Annotated in this window: 10 protein-coding genes; 8 read left to right on the top strand and 2 right to left on the bottom strand. The window is 63.4% G+C overall.

Annotated elements, in window-relative coordinates; all coding sequences use genetic code 11:
• The first annotated feature begins 131 nt into the window (after positions 1-131).
• The 8 genes from ACR65N_RS09350 to dinB all read left to right on the top strand — a co-directional run bounded on the left by ACR65N_RS09350 (position 132) and on the right by dinB (position 12,397).
• Entirely contained in the window at positions 132-965 is an 834-nt protein-coding gene (locus tag ACR65N_RS09350) for an MBL fold metallo-hydrolase (RefSeq protein ID WP_430307282.1), read from the top strand.
• A gap of 143 nt (positions 966-1,108) precedes the next feature.
• A complete protein-coding gene (locus ACR65N_RS09345; protein ID WP_440456747.1) occupies positions 1,109-2,842 on the top strand; it encodes an adenylate/guanylate cyclase domain-containing protein in 1,734 nt (577 codons plus the stop codon).
• A gap of 34 nt (positions 2,843-2,876) precedes the next feature.
• A complete protein-coding gene (locus tag ACR65N_RS09340) occupies positions 2,877-4,061 on the top strand; it encodes a DUF3095 domain-containing protein (protein ID WP_440456746.1) in 1,185 nt (394 codons plus the stop codon).
• Between the two features lie 168 nt (positions 4,062-4,229).
• Positions 4,230-5,594 carry an adenylate/guanylate cyclase domain-containing protein gene (locus ACR65N_RS09335; RefSeq protein ID WP_440456745.1) on the top strand — a complete coding sequence of 455 codons (1,365 nt, stop codon included), beginning with the start codon at positions 4,230-4,232 and terminating at the stop codon, positions 5,592-5,594.
• Between the two features lie 199 nt (positions 5,595-5,793).
• Complete coding sequence (locus tag ACR65N_RS09330) at positions 5,794-8,505, top strand: ABC transporter transmembrane domain-containing protein (RefSeq protein WP_440456744.1); 2,712 nt, start codon at positions 5,794-5,796, stop codon at positions 8,503-8,505.
• A 34-nt stretch (positions 8,506-8,539) separates the two neighbouring features.
• On the top strand, positions 8,540-9,004 hold the full coding sequence (locus tag ACR65N_RS09325) for a cyclic nucleotide-binding domain-containing protein (RefSeq protein ID WP_430307277.1): 465 nt from the start codon (positions 8,540-8,542) through the stop codon (positions 9,002-9,004).
• A gap of 185 nt (positions 9,005-9,189) precedes the next feature.
• Positions 9,190-11,259 (top strand): ATP-dependent helicase, encoded by a 2,070-nt coding sequence (locus tag ACR65N_RS09320; protein ID WP_440456743.1) that lies wholly within the window; start codon positions 9,190-9,192, stop codon positions 11,257-11,259.
• A 25-nt stretch (positions 11,260-11,284) separates the two neighbouring features.
• Positions 11,285-12,397, top strand: a complete 1,113-nt coding sequence (dinB, locus tag ACR65N_RS09315; protein WP_440456805.1) for a DNA polymerase IV — start codon at positions 11,285-11,287, stop codon at positions 12,395-12,397.
• A 37-nt stretch (positions 12,398-12,434) separates the two neighbouring features.
• On the opposite strand, the gene ACR65N_RS09310 is transcribed toward dinB, so the two are convergent.
• Both ACR65N_RS09310 and katG read right to left on the bottom strand, forming a co-directional pair.
• The gene (locus ACR65N_RS09310) at positions 12,435-13,430 is read right to left on the bottom strand and encodes an MDR family oxidoreductase (RefSeq protein ID WP_440456742.1); all 996 of its coding nucleotides are present in this window, start codon (positions 13,428-13,430) and stop codon (positions 12,435-12,437) included.
• A 201-nt stretch (positions 13,431-13,631) separates the two neighbouring features.
• Positions 13,632-15,848: a catalase/peroxidase HPI gene (katG, locus tag ACR65N_RS09305; RefSeq protein WP_440456741.1), complete on the bottom strand. Its 2,217-nt coding sequence runs from the start codon at positions 15,846-15,848 to the stop codon at positions 13,632-13,634.
• Between the last annotated feature and the right edge of the window lie 40 nt (positions 15,849-15,888).

The raw sequence follows: 15,888 nt of genomic DNA, 5'->3' as shown, positions 1-15,888 counted from the left end.
GGTGAAGATCGCCGTCACGCCGTGGTCGAACTTGCAGCGCGTCTCCTTGTTCGGCCAAAGTCCGGGCCGGCTGAGGAATGGGTAAGGTTTTCTGGATAGTCTGATGGAGCGGGAGATGTGTTGAATGCGACATGACAGACAGTAGCTTTCAGATGAAGTTTTGGGGTGTCCGCGGCAGCGTGCCGGTATCGGGCCCGGAATTCGCGCGTTTCGGCGGCAACACTCCCTGCATCGAGGTTCGTTGCGGCAACAATCGCCTGCTCTTCGACGCCGGTTCCGGCATCCGCGAGGCGGGCCTCGACATGCTGGCGGACCAGACGACCGACGTCGATCTGTTCTTCACCCATTCGCACTATGATCACATCATCGGCCTGCCGTTCTTCAAGCCCATCTACAACCCGGCAATCACCGTCAACATCTGGTCGGGGCACCTCGCCGGGCAGATGACGACGCAGAAGCTGGTCAAGCAGTTCATCAGCCCGCCGTTCTTTCCGGTGCGGCTTGATATCTGCAAGGCATCCCTGGCGTTCCATGATTTTCGCGCTGGAGATATCCTGACGCCGCGGCCGGGCATCCACATCAAGACGTTTACCCTCAATCACCCCGGCGGCTGCATCGGCTACCGCATCGAATGGGGCGGCAAATCGCTGGCGCTGGTCTTCGACATCGAACACCAGCCGGGCGTGCTCGACCCGACGGCGCTGGAACTGATGGCCGATGCTGATGTCGCGGTCTACGATTCGGCCTTCACCGAATCCGAGATGGACCGCTATCGCGGCTTCGGTCACTCGACCTGGGAACAGGGCGTCAAGCTCGCACTGGAGGCGCGGACGAAGCGGCTGGTGCTCTTCCACCACTCGCCATCCCGCACCGATGGCGAATTGGCGCTGCTGGAGCGGCTGGCTCAGGAAGCCTTCCCCAACAGTCTCGCAGCCAGCGATGGGATGCTGCTCGACATCACCTGATCAGTAAATCATTGCGCATACGTCGTCCTTCCTGGGCGGGCGCCAATCCCGGCCTGCCCGAAATCCGCGACAATGTCGATTTACAGGCTTTCGGGAAACTGCCATTCGTGGCGGAAGATCATCGGTCTTCAGAACCGGAGCACATGAGCGCATTCGCCAAATGGATACCGCTTACGGAGCGCCGGTTGCGCCGGGCACGGCTGGTTTCGGGACTGATCATCTATTCGTTCCTTATGATGCATATGAGCAACCACGTCTTCGGGCTTATGTCCGTCGAGGCGGCCGACGACGCGCGTCCGATCTTCCTGTTCATCTGGCGAAACCCCCTCGGAACCACCGTCCTCTACGGCGCCTTCCTCATCCACATCGGCCTGACGCTTCGCTCGATCTACGTGCGGCGCAGCTTCGTGATGCCCAAGGGCGAGGCGCTGCAGATCATTCTCGGCCTGGCGATCCCGGTGATGATTATCGATCACATCCTCGCGACGCGGGTCGCCTCGCAGCTGTTCCGGCTAAGCGACAGCTACGAGACCGTCGTTCACCTGCTGTGGACGAAGTCGCCGATCAGCGGGTTGCGCCAGGCGATCGCCCTGGTGATCGTCTGGATCCACGGATGCATCGGCATTCACTTCTGGCTGCGGCACCGACACTGGTACCCCTCGGTCTGGCCGTGGTTCCTGACGCTTGCGATTTTGCTGCCGGTTCTGTCGCTGCTGGGCTTTGCGCAGATGGGCCGGTCGATGACGAACCCGACGTTCATGCTGAGCGGCTTTCCGGGCGGCTACTATGATCCGACGGTTCTGCCGGCGAATGCCGATAGCCAGCTGCAGATGATCCGTATCGCCGTCTATTGCAGCTTCGCCGGCGCGCTGCTGCTGGTCTTCGTCCTGCGCGGCATCCGCTGGTTCGGCGAGCGCGCCCATCTGGTGACCATCCACTATCCGACCGGCGAGGCGATCAGCGTGCCGCGCGGGTTTACCGTGCTCGAAGCGAGCCGCCTGGCCGGCAAGCCGCATTACGCGGTCTGCGGCGGCAAGGGTCGCTGCTCCACATGCCGGGTGCAGATCATAGCCGGCGAAGAGTCACTGCCGCCCGCCGAACCGCTCGAACAGAAGACCCTCGACCGGATCGGCGCCGGCAGCGGCATCCGGCTCGCCTGCCAGCTGCGGCCGAGTGCCAGCCTGACGCTCGCTCCCCTGCTGGTCGCCATGCCGGAACGGGCCGTAGTCGCCGAGGGATACGAATCCGTGCCCGGCCGCGAGCGCGAGATCGCCGTGCTGTTCTGCGACATCCGCAACTTCACCAGTCTGTCGGAAGCCCGCCTGCCCTTCGACATCGTTTTTCTGCTGAACCGCTATTTCGCCGTGGTCGGCCATGCCGTCGAGGCGTCCGGCGGGCGCATCGACAAGTTCATCGGCGACGGCGCCATGGCGCTGTTCGGCATCAGCGGTTCTGCGGCTGACGCCTGCCGGCAGGCGCTGGACGCAGCCGTCGCAATCGCCGCCGGCATAGACGAGCTGAACCGCCAACTGGCCGACGAACTGACGACGCCGTTGCGGATAGCCATGGGCATCCATGTCGGCCCGGCGGTCGTCGGAACCATCGGCTACGGCGCAACCCAGAGCCTGACGGCGATCGGCGATACCGTCAACGTCGCAAGCCGGCTGGAATCGGCAGCGAAGGAATTCGACTTGCCGCTGGTGATCTCGGAGCCGGTCGCCGAACTGTCGCAGATCGACGTCTCGTCGCTTGCGCGACGTGACATCGTCATCCGTGGGCGGTCGCTACCCCTAAAAGTCTTCGCGTTCCACTCCGCCGGCGAACTCGCTCTGTTGCAGACGTCAGCGAATAAAGTCCGGCAGCCCGACCGCGTCTGATGCGCAGCCCCCCGCGCCGTGCTAGCATCGGCACATGCGCACGATGGATGACGACGACTTCTACCAGTCCTTGCCGGTGCTCCTTCGTTTCGAGGAGCTTGCGGATGCGGCAAGCTATGCGCCTCTGCCGTCCGGATGGGTTCTAGCGCTCGCCGATATTGTCGGGTCGACCCAGGCCATTGCTCTCGGTCGGTACAAGTCCGTCAACATGGCTGGTGCCGGAGTCATCTCCGCCGTCCTCAACGCGCTCGGCACACAGGATTATCCGTTCGTCTTCGGCGGCGACGGGGCGATGATCGCGTTTCCCGGGTCGAGAACGGACGACGTGGCCGTCGCTTTGAGCGCTGTCCGCGATTGGGCAGCCAGCGAGCTCGAGCTGACGATGCGCGTCGCGCTGGTGCCGATCGAAGCCGTTCGTACCAATGGTTTCGACGTGGCGATCGCCCGCTTCGGCCCCAGTCAGCACATCTCCTACGCGATGTTCGACGGCGGCGGCACGAGCTGGGCGGAGGGCGAAATGAAGGCCGGTCGCTACCACGTTCCCGAAGGCCAGGCATCGGCGCCGGACCTCACCGGGCTGTCGTGCCGCTGGAGCCCGATCCCGGCGCGCAACGGCGAGATTGTGTCGATTATCGTCAAGCCCGCCTCGCCGCAGGCGGCACCGGCGTTTCAGGCACTCGCAGCAGCGCTTATTTCCGTGATGTCGGAACAGAGCCGCGATGGCCATCCGGTGCCGGAAGACGGGCCGCAGGTCGGTCTGATGGGCGGCGGGATGGCGCTCGAAACGTCAGCGGCGGCACCGACGGCCGGCGCGCGCCTGTCGAAGCGGCTCGTATACCTGCTGCAGGTCGGCATCGTCTACATTTCGCATCGCCTCAACCTGTCGATCGGGCGCTTCGATGCCCGCCGCTATACGCGAGAGATCGCCGAAAACTCGGATTTCCGCAAGTTCGACGACGGTCTGAAGATGACCGTCGATGTCGACGAGCCCCACCGGCAGCGGCTGGAGGCGCTGTTGGAGCAGGCCGAACGGGACGGCATCTGCCACTACGGTCTGCATCGCCAGAACAGCGCGCTGATGACGTGCCTGGTTCTCAACCCGATGAGCCACGATCACATGCACTTCATCGATGGTGCCAGCGGCGGCTATGCCTATGCGGCAAGCAGTCTCGCCGAGAAGCACTCCGGCGGCGCGAACAGGTTCAGCATGCCGGCCTGAGGCGCTCATGACACGATTGTCACAAGATCGGCGCGGCAGCCTTGTCTTTGCCACACAGAGTTCCGATCTAGATGTCCTGGCTGCCCGCCGCGGATCGTCCATCCATCGAAGCAGCGACGGTTTTCATGTCTCCGGCGCCCGGCGCCGATCGCAACGCAGGCTCCGCCGATGACCCGTACCGCTGGAAATGTCTCGACCATCTTCATGGACAATGTCGCGGACTGGCTGATCCGCAACGCGCTGGCCGGCCAGCCGCTGGAAGAGATCATCCGCGGCTTCTGCGATCGTATCGCCGCCGCCGGCATGCCGATCGTGCGCGTGCACCTGACGTTTTCGATGCTCCATCCGCTCTATGACGCCCTCGGTTTCACCTGGCGTGCCAAGAGCGGGCTGACGGTGGAAGGATACCGGCACGACGCCGGCAGCCCGGAGATCTTCCTGCGCAGCCCCTACTACCAGCTTCTGAGCAATGATCTCGATTACCTGCGTCGCCGGGTGCCGAAGGAAGGCCCATATGAATTTCCGGTGTTCGAGGACCTGCAGGAAGACAAGGTTACCGACTACATCGCCTTCATCCAGCCGTTCGGCGAACAATCCGTCCAGGGCATGATGGGCTCGTGGTCGACGGACGCCAAGGACGGCTTCAGCGACGACATGATCGCCGCCCTCCAGCGCATCCAGAACCATCTGGCGGTGGCGGCGAAGATGGCGGTGCTGGACAAGCTCGCCAACAACATGCTGACCACCTATCTCGGCGGCGATGCCGGCAAGCGGGTGATGAACGGCCAGATCCGCCGCGGCGACGGCGAGACGATCCGCGCCGCTCTGGTGATGGGCGACATGCGCAGCTCGACGATTCTTGCGGAGAAGGAAGGCAGACAGGTCTATATCGATACGCTGAACGACTTCTTCGACGCCATTGCCGCACCGTTCAATCGCAACGGCGGGCAGATCCTGAGTTTCCTCGGCGACGGCTTCCTTGCCGTCTTCCCCTGCGATCGGCACAGCGAACCATCCCGCCAGGCCTGCCAAGCGGTGATGGCCGCGGTGACCGTGGCGCGCAGCCGGGTCGCTGATCTCAACCGCCATCGTCACGAAAAGGGGCTGGCGAACATCGAATACGGGCTCGGCCTGCATGTCGGCAATGTCATGTTCGGCAATGTCGGCCTGCGCGACCGCCTGACCTTCTCCGCCTTCGGTTCCTCGGTGAACGAAGTGGTGCGCCTGCAGGAACTGACGAAGAAATACACAACCGACGTTATCGCCAGCAAGGCATTTTCCGGTTACGCGCGTGGCGACTGGTCGATGCTTGGCGTCGAAAAACTGCGTGGCGTGCGCCAGAAGGTGACGATCCTCACGCCGGATACGGTGCAGAAGTCGCTCGCCTCGGACGTGCGTGTCGAAGAGGCCGTCGCCGACCTGCGCCGCAATGCGCTGTCGGAAGCCGAACGGCTGATTCTCCTGCACCGCGACAGCGCGCAGGGCGGCCAGAAGCGGCAGTCCGCCACCTGGTTGAACCGGCTGCTGCCCTGACCGCCGCCAGCCGCCGGCGCATTCCGCCGAGGTGGTGAGGCGCGACTAGCTCCGTTGCCCCCGGATGTTTTCCCGGCGGTTCGCGTGCAGTGCTTTTTTCGATTGCTTTCCCGCCCGGACGCGGCTCAAATCGGTAGGCTTGCGTCACGGGACGGAGCGGGACTGAAGCACCAGGCCAACGAGGATATGTCTGACCCGGATGGAAAAGAGCCTCACGCGTTACATCTGGTCCAATACCTATAGTCAGCAAATCTGGATCCTGCTCGTCGTCGCAGCGTCGATGATTCCCTACTTCCTCGCCTTCGATCTTCCCAAGCAGATCGTCAACGGCCCGATCCAGGGGCAAGGCTTCGAGGATGTCGCCGCCACCAAGCCGTTCATGGACATTGCCTTCGACCTGCCGCTGGTCGGGCATCTTCAGCTGTTCGACGGGATTGAGCTTGACCGTGTGGAGACGCTGATGGCGCTGAGCGGCGTCTTCCTGGCGCTGGTCGTGCTCAATGGCCTGTTCAAGTTCTATATCAACACGTTCAAGGGCCAGCTCGGCGAACGCATGCTGCGGCGCATCCGCTTCGAGCTTGTCGACCGGATCCTGCGTTTTCCTCCCATCTACTTCAAGCGCGTCAAATCGGCGGAGATTTCGTCGATGATCAAGGACGAGGTGGAGCCACTCGGCGGGTTTACCGGCGACGCCTTTGTCCAGCCGGCGCTGCTCGGCGGCCAGGCGCTGACGGCGCTGTGCTTCATCATCGTCCAGAACTTCTGGCTCGGCATGATCGCCGCCGGCATCGTCTGCGTGCAGGCCATCATCATCCCGCGCATGCGCAAGCGGCTGCTGGAACTTGGCCGGCAACGCCAGCTGACGGCACGGCAGCTTTCGGGCCGCGTCGGCGAGATCGTCGACGGCATCCACACCATCCACGGGCACGATACGTCGAACCTCGAACGGGCCGATATAGCAGCCCGCCTAGCGCTGATCTTCACCATCCGCTACGACCTCTACCAGTGGAAATTTCTGGTCAAGTTCATCAATAATTTCCTCGCCCAGCTGACACCGTTCCTGTTCTACGCGATTGGCGGCTACCTGGCGCTCCAGGGACGGCTCGACATCGGCCAGCTGGTGGCGGTGATCAGCGCCTACAAGGACCTGCCGGGGCCGCTCAAGGAACTCATCGACTGGGATCAGGCTCGCCAGGACGTGCAGGTGAAATATGCGCAGGTGGTCGAGCAGTTCGATGTCGACGGACTGGTCGCACCGCAGGTGCAGGACGTGGTTGCGACAGCCATTCTGCCACTCTCGCATCCGCTGGTCGTCTCCAACCTGACGCTTGCCGACGACAGCGGCGCACGGCTTCTCAATCACGTCTCGCTGGAGATCGAACCGGACGAGACGGTCGCTTTGGTCGGACCGAATGGCGGGGGCGCCGAGGCACTGGCCGAAGCGCTCGGACGGATCGTCTGGCCGATGTCGGGAAGAATCACCATCGATGGCAAGGACATGCTGGAGCTGCCCGAATCGGTCACCGGGCGCCGCATCTCCTTCGTCTCGTCGGACGTCTACTTCTTCCACGGCACGCTTCGCGACAACCTGCTGTACGGGTTGAAGCATGCGCCGCTGACCGAGGTGGAGTATGGCGGCGCGAAGGCCCGCGGCTACAAGCGCGGGCTGATGGAATCGCAGCGTTCCGGCAATCCGGTGCTTGATCTCAACAGCGACTGGATCGACTACTCGGCAGCCGGCGCAAGCGGACCCGACGATCTGCTCAAGGTCATCCGACCGGTGCTGAACGCCGTGCTGATCCTTCAGGACATCTTCGACCTGGCGCTGCGCTCGCAGGTGGACGTCGCATCGCATCAGGCGCTGACGGATCGCATCGTCGAAGTGCGCTCGGCGCTGCGGCGGCGCCTCGAGGACGAGGACCTGCAGGATGTGGTCGTGCCCTTCCAGCCGAGCGAGTACAACAGGCACGCCACGGTCGGCGAAAACCTGCTGTTCGGTACGCTGAAGCCGCTGGTGACGCGCCGGATGCTGGCGACCCATCCGCATTTCCGGGCGGTGATGGCCGAAAGCGGGCTCTCCGACGAACTCTATCAGGTCGGGCTTGCGATCGCAGAGAATGCCGTCGAGCTGTTCCGCGACCTGCCGCCCGACCACCCCTTCTTCAACCAGCTGACCTTCATGACGCCGGACGACCTGCCGACCTACGAGGCACTGCTGCAGAAGCTGCAGGGGACGACAGTCGACGAGGCATCGTCGGAAGACCGCAGCAGCATCATCCGGTTGAGCTTCTCCTACATCGAACCGCGGCACCGCTTCGGCCTGATGACAGAGGAACTGATGGCGAAGATCGTCGCTGCACGGCAGCAGTTCTACAACGACATCCCGCAGGATCTCGCCGATAACATCGAACGCCACGACCCGCAGAAGTTCTCCGATTCCGCCTCGCTGATGGACAATGTGCTGTTCGGCCGGCTGGCCTATCAGGAGGCGGACACCTCGGATCGCATCCGCCAGATCATCCGCGACATTTTCGTTGAGCTGGATCTCGAGGACAATGTCCTGTCGATCGGCCTCGATTTCGACGTCGGCGCCCAGGGACGCAGGCTGACCAACGTCCAGCGGCAGAAGCTCAATCTGGCACGGGCTCTCTTGAAACGCTCCGACTACTTCATCTTCAACCGGCCGCTGTCAGCACTCGACCAGCGCGTCCAGAACGGCATCGTTTCCCATATCCTCAACGACCTGCACGAGGACGGAAAGCGTCCGTCGATCATCTGGGTGCTGCCGAATACGGACTGCGCAGAACTTTTCGACCGTATTGTTGTTCTTGAAGGTGGCAATCTTGTCGAAACCGGCAGTTTCGAGGAGCTGAAGCATCAAAATGGGATGTTCAAGCAGCTACTATCGTAATATCGTTTCTTGGGGCAGGGAAAGGTAGAGTGCGATGCTATTGAAGGATGAGGTCGACATGCTGCGGCGCGTGCCGCTGTTTTCGCAGATCGCTCCGGCCAAGTTGAAGCTGCTTGCATTTGCTTCCGAACGTCTGAGCTGCCGCGAAGGCCAGAACCTCTTCCGCCAGGGCGATGCCGGCGATGCTGCCTATGTCATCCTGTCGGGCCATGCCGATGTTCTCGTACAGGCGCCGAGCGGCGAGCTGAAAGTGGCTGAACTCGAGCAGAACTCGATCGTCGGCGAGATCGCCATCCTTTGCGACGTGTCGCGTACGGCGACCGTGCGTGCGACGACCCGGCTTGAGGTGCTGAAAATCAGCAAGGAGAACTTTCTCGAGCTGATGAGCGACTTCCCCGACATGGCGGTCGAGATCATGCGGGTACTGGCCGACCGTCTCAACCAGACCACCGCCGAACTGACCGTTGCCCGAAGCCGCGAACCCAGCCTGGCGACCTGAACGTTTCGACCCGCCGACGCCGCCGTTGATCCGCTGGATCCGCTGGAAGCTTGTCCACGAGCGCTGAAGCGCGTTGCCCGTCGATCGGTTCTCCCCCAGGATTTTCGAGCCTTGTAGATCTGCGTGTTGATCACGTTCCTTTTATGTTCTAATCCTCGTCCGATGATGCGGATGCAGGAACAGCAATGAGCGCGGCCTATCTCGACAAACTCAACGACCGGCAGCGGCTGGCCGTCGAGCATGGCATTTCCGAAGGCGGCGGCGCCAGCGCAAGACCGCTGCTCATCATCGCCGGCGCTGGCTCCGGCAAGACCAATACGCTGGCGCACCGGGTCGCCCACCTGATCGTCAACGGCGCCGACCCGCGTCGCATCCTGCTGATGACCTTTTCCCGCCGGGCCGCTTCCGAGATGACCGGGCGGGTGCAGCGCATCTGCCGGCAGGTGCTCGGCGCCAACGCCTCAGTCATGACCGACGCGCTGGCCTGGGCCGGCACGTTTCACGGCATCGGCGCGCGGTTGCTGCGCATGTATGCCGAGCAGATTGGCCTCGACGTCGATTTCACCATCCACGACCGCGAAGACAGCGCCGACCTGATGAACCTCGTCCGTCACGAACTCGGCCTGTCGAAGACCGACAGCCGCTTCCCGACCAAGGGTACGTGCCTGGCGATCTATTCGCGCGTCGTCAATTCCGAGAGCAGCATCCACGAGGTGCTGAAGACCTCCTACCCCTGGGTTACCGGGTGGGAGGCGCAGTTGAAGGAGCTGTTCGCTGCCTATGTGGAGGCCAAGCAGATCCAGAACGTCCTCGATTACGACGACCTCCTCCTCTACTGGGCGCAGATGGTGTCGGATCCCGATCTCGCCGACGATATCGGTGCCCGCTTCGACCACGTGATGGTTGACGAATATCAGGATACCAACCGGCTGCAGGCGTCCATCCTGCTGGCGCTGAAGCCCGATGGTCGCGGCCTGACGGTGGTCGGCGACGACGCGCAGTCCATCTATTCCTTCCGTGCCGCGACTGTTCGCAACATCCTCGATTTTCCGAAATCTTTCCCGGCAGATCATGCGGACATTGTAACGCTCGACCGCAACTACCGCTCGACGCAACCGATCCTCGCCGCTGCCAACGGCGTGATTGACCTCGCACGCGAGCGTTTCACGAAGAACCTCTGGACGGAGCGCGAATCCGAACAGCGGCCGCTGCTGGTCACGGTGAAGGACGAGACCGAGCAAGGCGCGTATATCGTCGAGCAGGTGCTCGCCAATCGCGAGATCGGCATGACGCTGAAGAACCAGGCGGTTCTGTTCCGCTCTTCCAATCACAGCGGCGCACTGGAAGTCGAACTGACGCGCCGCAACATTCCCTTCGTCAAGTTCGGCGGCCTCAAATTCCTCGACAGCGCGCATGTGAAGGATCTGCTGGCAACGCTGCGGTTCGCCCAGAACCCGCGCGACCGGGTGGCCGGCTTCCGGCTCCTGCAGATGCTGCCCGGCATCGGCCCGCAGACTGCCGGCAAGATCCTCGACACGATCACCGCCGATGCCGAGCCGCTCATGTCGCTTGCCGAAATTCCGCCGCCGCCGAAGACCGGCGAGGCCTGGACCTCCTTCGTCGATCTGGTCACGACGCTGCGCAAGGCCGATGCCGGCTGGCCCGGCGAGATGGAGGCGGCGCGTCTCTGGTACGAGCCGCATCTCGATCGCATCCACGAGGATGCAGATACGCGCAAGGCCGATCTGCTGCAGCTGGAACAGATCGCCGCCGGATACCATAACCGCGAGCGCTTCCTCACCGAGCTGACGCTCGATCCGCCGGATGCGACGAGCGACCAGGCGGGCGTGCCGCTTCTCGACGAGGACTACCTCATCCTGTCGACGATCCATTCCGCCAAGGGCCAGGAGTGGCGCGCAGTGTTCATGCTCAACTGCGTCGATGGCTGCATCCCCTCCGACCTCGGCGCCGGCACGACGGCGGAGCTCGAAGAAGAACGCCGGCTTCTCTATGTCGGAATGACGCGCGCCCGCGACAGCCTGACCCTGATCACCCCGCAGCGGTTGTTTACCCACGGCCAGAACAGTCAGGGTGATCGCCACGTCTATGCTTCGCGAACCCGTTTCATCCCCGCCACCTTGCTGCAGTTCTTCGAAACGACGAGCTGGCCGAAAGTCAGCGCCGCCGCGTCCGAGCGCAGCGCCCGGCAGATCCGCATCGATGTCGGCGCCCGCATGCGGTCGATGTGGAAATAGCACCATGGGGTCTGCAGCCGCTCCCATGACGAATGACGCGCAGACGCCGACCACAGAGGTGGGCGGCGGCCGGCAGAGAAAGATCATCCATGTCGACATGGACGCCTTCTATGCATCCGTCGAGCAGCGCGATGATCCGAGCCTTCGCGGCCGGCCTGTCGCCGTCGGCGGCGGAGAGGCGCGCGGCGTCGTCGCGGCAGCCAGCTACGAGGCACGCACGTTCGGCGTCCACTCTGCAATGGCCTCCGTCACCGCCAAGCGCCGCTGCCCCGACCTCATCTTCGTGCGGCCGCGCTTTTCCGTCTACAAGGAGATTTCCGAACAGATCAGGGCGATCTTCGCCGAATACACGCCGCTGATCGAGCCGCTGTCGCTGGATGAGGCCTATCTCGACGTGACGGAGAACCTGAAAGGCATGGAGTTTGCCACCGAGATCGCCGAGGAAATCCGCGCCAAGATCAAGGCCGAGACCGGCCTCACCGCCTCTGCCGGCGTCTCCTACAACAAGTTCCTCGCCAAGATGGCGAGCGACCAGCGCAAGCCGGATGGGCTGTTCGTCATCACGCCGCGAAACGGCCCGGCTTTCGTCGAGGCCCTGCCGGTCAAGAAATTCCACGGTGTCGGTCCGGCGACCGCCGAGAAGATGAAGCGTCACGGGATCGAGACCGGCCTCGACCTGAAGTCGAAACCGCTTGCCTTTCTGAGACAACATTTCGGCAAGGCCGGACCCTATTTCTACGGCATCGCGCGGGCGATCGACGAGCGGCAGGTGAGGCCCGACCGGGTGCGCAAATCGGTCGGTGCGGAAGACACGTTCGCCGAAGATATCCACGGACTGGAGGAGGCTGTCGAGCGCATCGCACCGCTGATCGCCAAGATCTGGGGCATTGCCGAACAGAAAGCATTTCGCGGCCGGACGATCACCGTGAAGATCAAGTATGCCGACTTCCGCCAGGTAACCCGCAGCCGCTCGAGTGAACTGGCCTTCGCCGGTCCCGATGAAATCGCAGAGATCTGCCGGCGGATCCTCGAACAGGAATTTCCGGTGGAGAAAGGTGTCCGGCTGCTCGGCGTGACACTCTCCCACCTCACCGCGATCGAGCCCGGTGAGCCGCAGCAGTTCCGGCTCATGCTATAGCCGGGACCTGACGCGGAATTGGGGAGACGGCGATCCGCTAGCTGCCGATCTCGATCACCACCCGACCGCGGATCTGTCCCTCGACGATCTCTTGGGCGACCCGCGGCAAGGCCGACATTGGCTCCACGACCATCAGTTCGCGCAGGTGATCGTGATCCAGGTGCCGGCTCAGCGTGTCCCAGGCTTTCAGACGTTTGGCGATCGGCGTCATCACCGAGTTGATGCCAAGCAGCGCCACGCCGCGCAGGATATGCGGCAGCACGGTTGCCGGCAGATCGGCTCCTCCCGCCAGGCCGCAGGCGGCAACCGCGCCACCGTAGACGGTTTGCGACAGAATGTTGGCAAGCGTTGTCGATCCGACCGAGTCGACCGCGCCGATCCACCGCTCCTTCTGCAGCGGCGGCCCTTTTTCGCTCAATGACGCACGATCGATGAAGCCTGCCGCACCGAGCTTGCGGAGATAGTTGTGCGTCTCAGGTCGGCCCGTCGACGCCGTAACATTGTATCCCTTGGCGGCCAGCAGGCTGATCGCGATCGAACCGACGCCTCCGGCGGCCCCCGTCACCAGGACCTCGCCACCCTCCGTGCCAGCCATGCCCCAGTCCTCGAGTGCATCGACGCAGAGGGCGGCGGTATAGCCGGCCGTGCCGATTGCCATGGCCTCCTCCAGGGAAAATGCCTCCGGCAGGGAGATCAGCCATTCCGGCTTGAGGCGCTGGAAGCGGCTGAAGCCGCCGGCCTCGGTTTCCGACAGACCCCATCCGTTGACCAGCACCTTGGTCCCCGGCTTCCAGGCATCGCTGCGGGATTCGACGACCGTGCCCGCAAGATCGATCCCCGCGATCATCGGCAGCGTCCGGGCAATCTTGCCCTTGCCGGTGATCGCAAGGCCATCCTTGTAGTTGACGGTCGAGTAGGCGACCTCGACCAGCACGTCGTTGTCAGGAAGATCGGAGAGCGTCAGGTCGCGAAATCGCCCCTGCGGTCGCCCCTCGACCATATCGATCACCATGGCCTGGAATGTCTGTGGCACCGTCTGATCTCCTCCATCATCTCGCGGTCGTGGCGCGCCGATGTGCGGCAGCCGCCAGCTGCATGATCGTCAATCCCGATGCATCCGTCCATGCCCGACCAAACCGTAAATGGACGGGCGCCTTCCCGGTGATGACGGACACGAAAAAGGCGGCCGGGTTAGCCGGCCGCCTTCGTTGGTTTTCAGTTACAGCAGATGGCCTTAAGCCAGCTCGAACCGGTCGGCGTTCATCACCTTGGTCCAGGCGGCGACGAAGTCGTCGACGAACTTCTTCTCGTTGCCCGACTGGGCGTAGACTTCCGCCAGGCCGCGCAGCTGCGAGTTCGAACCGAACACCAGGTCAACGCGGGTTGCCGACCACTTCACCGCACCGGTCTTGCGGTCGCGAGCCTCGAAGAGGTGCTCGGCCGGGGTGACAGGCGCCCATGCGGTTCCCATGTCGAGCAGGTTGACGAAGAAGTCGTTGGTGAGCTGGCCGGGACGGCTGGTGAACACGCCGTGCTGCGTGCCGCCGTAGTTGCCGCCGAGAACCCGCAGGCCACCGACGAGGACCGTCATTTCCGGCGCGGTCAGGGTCAGCAGCTGCGCCTTGTCGATCAGCAGTTCCTCCGGCGAAATGGTGAACTCCGCCTTCTGGTAGTTGCGGAAACCATCGACGACCGGCTCCAGAACGTCGAAGGAATCGACATCTGTCTGCTCCTGGGTGGCATCGGTGCGGCCCGGCTTGAAGGGAACCTCGACCGCGTGACCGGCGGCACGAGCGGCACTTTCGACCGCAGCAGAACCACCCAGCACGATCAGATCGGCCAGCGATACCTTCTTGCCACCGGCCTGCGCCGCGTTGAACGCAGACTGGATCTCTTCAAGCTTGGCCAAAACCCGGGCGAGCTGCTCCGGCAGGTTGGCCTGCCAGTCCTTCTGCGGCGCCAGGCGGATCCGTGCGCCGTTGGCACCGCCGCGCTTGTCGGAACCGCGGAACGTCGAGGCCGAAGCCCAGGCCGTCTGCACCAGTTCGGCAGAGGTCAGACCACTTGCCAGGATCTGCGCCTTGAGGTTGGCGATATCCTGCGCATCGATGAGCGAATGATCGGCGGCCGGGATCGGGTCCTGCCAGATCAGATCTTCAGCCGGCACTTCCGGGCCGAGGTAGAGAACCTTCGGGCCCATGTCGCGGTGGGTCAGCTTGAACCAGGCGCGGGCGAAAGCGTCAGCAAACGCAGCCGGGTCCTGATGGAAGCGGCGGGAGATGGCTTCGTAGGCGGGATCCATGCGCATCGCCATGTCGGCAGTGGACATCATGATCGGCACCTTCTTCGAAGGATCCTGGGCATCGGGTGCCATGTCCTTCTCGGCAAGGTTCCGGGCGTGCCACTGGAACGCGCCGGCCGGGCTCTTGACGAGTTCCCACTCATAGCCGAACAGCACGTCGAAATAGCCCATGTCCCAGGTGATCGGGTTCGACGTCCAGGCGCCTTCGAGGCCGCTGGTGATGGTGTCGGACCCCTTGCCGCTCTTGTAGGTGCTCATCCAGCCGAGGCCGAGTTCGGCAATGCCCGCACCTTCCGGCTCCGGACCGACATGTGCCGCGTCGCCCGCGCCATGCGTCTTGCCGAAGGTGTGGCCGCCGGCGACCAGGGCGACGGTTTCCTCGTCGTTCATCGCCATGCGGGCAAAGGTGTCGCGGATGTCGCGCGCCGATGCCAGCGGGTCGGGATGGCCATCGGGACCTTCCGGATTGACGTAGATCAGGCCCATCTGCACGGCAGCAAGCGGATTTTCGAGCTCACGATCACCGCTGTAGCGGCTGTGTTCCTTGTCGCTGGTCGCCAGCCATTCCCGCTCGGCACCCCAGTAGATGTCCTCTTCCGGTTCCCAGACGTCGGCGCGGCCGCCGCCGAAACCGAAGGTCTTGAAGCCCATCGATTCGAGAGCGCAATTGCCGGCGAGGATCATCAGGTCGGCCCAGGACAGCGAGTTGCCGTACTTCTGCTTGATCGGCCACAGCAGGCGACGTGCCTTGTCGAGGTTGGCGTTATCCGGCCAGCTGTTGAGCGGAGCGAAACGCTGCGTACCCGAGGTCGCGCCACCGCGACCGTCGGCCGTGCGGTAGGTGCCGGCGCTGTGCCACGCCATGCGGATGAACAACGGGCCATAGTGACCGTAATCGGCCGGCCACCAATCCTGGCTGTCGGTCATCAGCGCCACGAGGTCCTGCTTGACGGCCGCAAGATCGAGACCCTCGAAGGCCTTGCCGTAGTTGAAGGCGGTGCCCATCGGGTTCGACAGCGCCGTGTTCTGGTGCAGGATGCGAAGGTTGAGCTGGTTGGGCCACCAGTCGCGGTTCGACCGCATCGAGACGCTCGTTGCCCCGTGAACGACCGGACATTTGCCGGCAGCACTCGTCTTGGTTACATCCATCTCAATCTCCAATGGTTGTCTTGATTGTCCGACCATTCAT

The sequence above is a fragment of the Rhizobium sp. SAFR-030 genome (assembly GCF_059415005.1).
Note: the sequence above shows the minus strand (reverse complement) of the source record. Positions and strands in the feature narration are given on the sequence as shown.

Excerpts from the sequence above, each read along its gene's own strand:
- ACR65N_RS09340 (WP_440456746.1), top strand. The coding sequence starts at position 2,877 with ATGCGCACGATGGATGACGACGACTTCTACCAGTCCTTGCCGGTGCTC.
- ACR65N_RS09350 (WP_430307282.1), top strand. The coding sequence starts at position 132 with ATGACAGACAGTAGCTTTCAGATGAAGTTTTGGGGTGTCCGCGGCAGC.
- ACR65N_RS09320 (WP_440456743.1), top strand. The coding sequence starts at position 9,190 with ATGAGCGCGGCCTATCTCGACAAACTCAACGACCGGCAGCGGCTGGCC.
- ACR65N_RS09335 (WP_440456745.1), top strand. The coding sequence starts at position 4,230 with ATGACCCGTACCGCTGGAAATGTCTCGACCATCTTCATGGACAATGTC.
- ACR65N_RS09330 (WP_440456744.1), top strand. The coding sequence starts at position 5,794 with ATGGAAAAGAGCCTCACGCGTTACATCTGGTCCAATACCTATAGTCAG.
- dinB (WP_440456805.1), top strand. The coding sequence starts at position 11,285 with ATGACGAATGACGCGCAGACGCCGACCACAGAGGTGGGCGGCGGCCGG.
- ACR65N_RS09325 (WP_430307277.1), top strand. The coding sequence starts at position 8,540 with ATGCTATTGAAGGATGAGGTCGACATGCTGCGGCGCGTGCCGCTGTTT.
- katG (WP_440456741.1), bottom strand. The coding sequence starts at position 15,848 with ATGGATGTAACCAAGACGAGTGCTGCCGGCAAATGTCCGGTCGTTCAC.
- ACR65N_RS09345 (WP_440456747.1), top strand. The coding sequence starts at position 1,109 with ATGAGCGCATTCGCCAAATGGATACCGCTTACGGAGCGCCGGTTGCGC.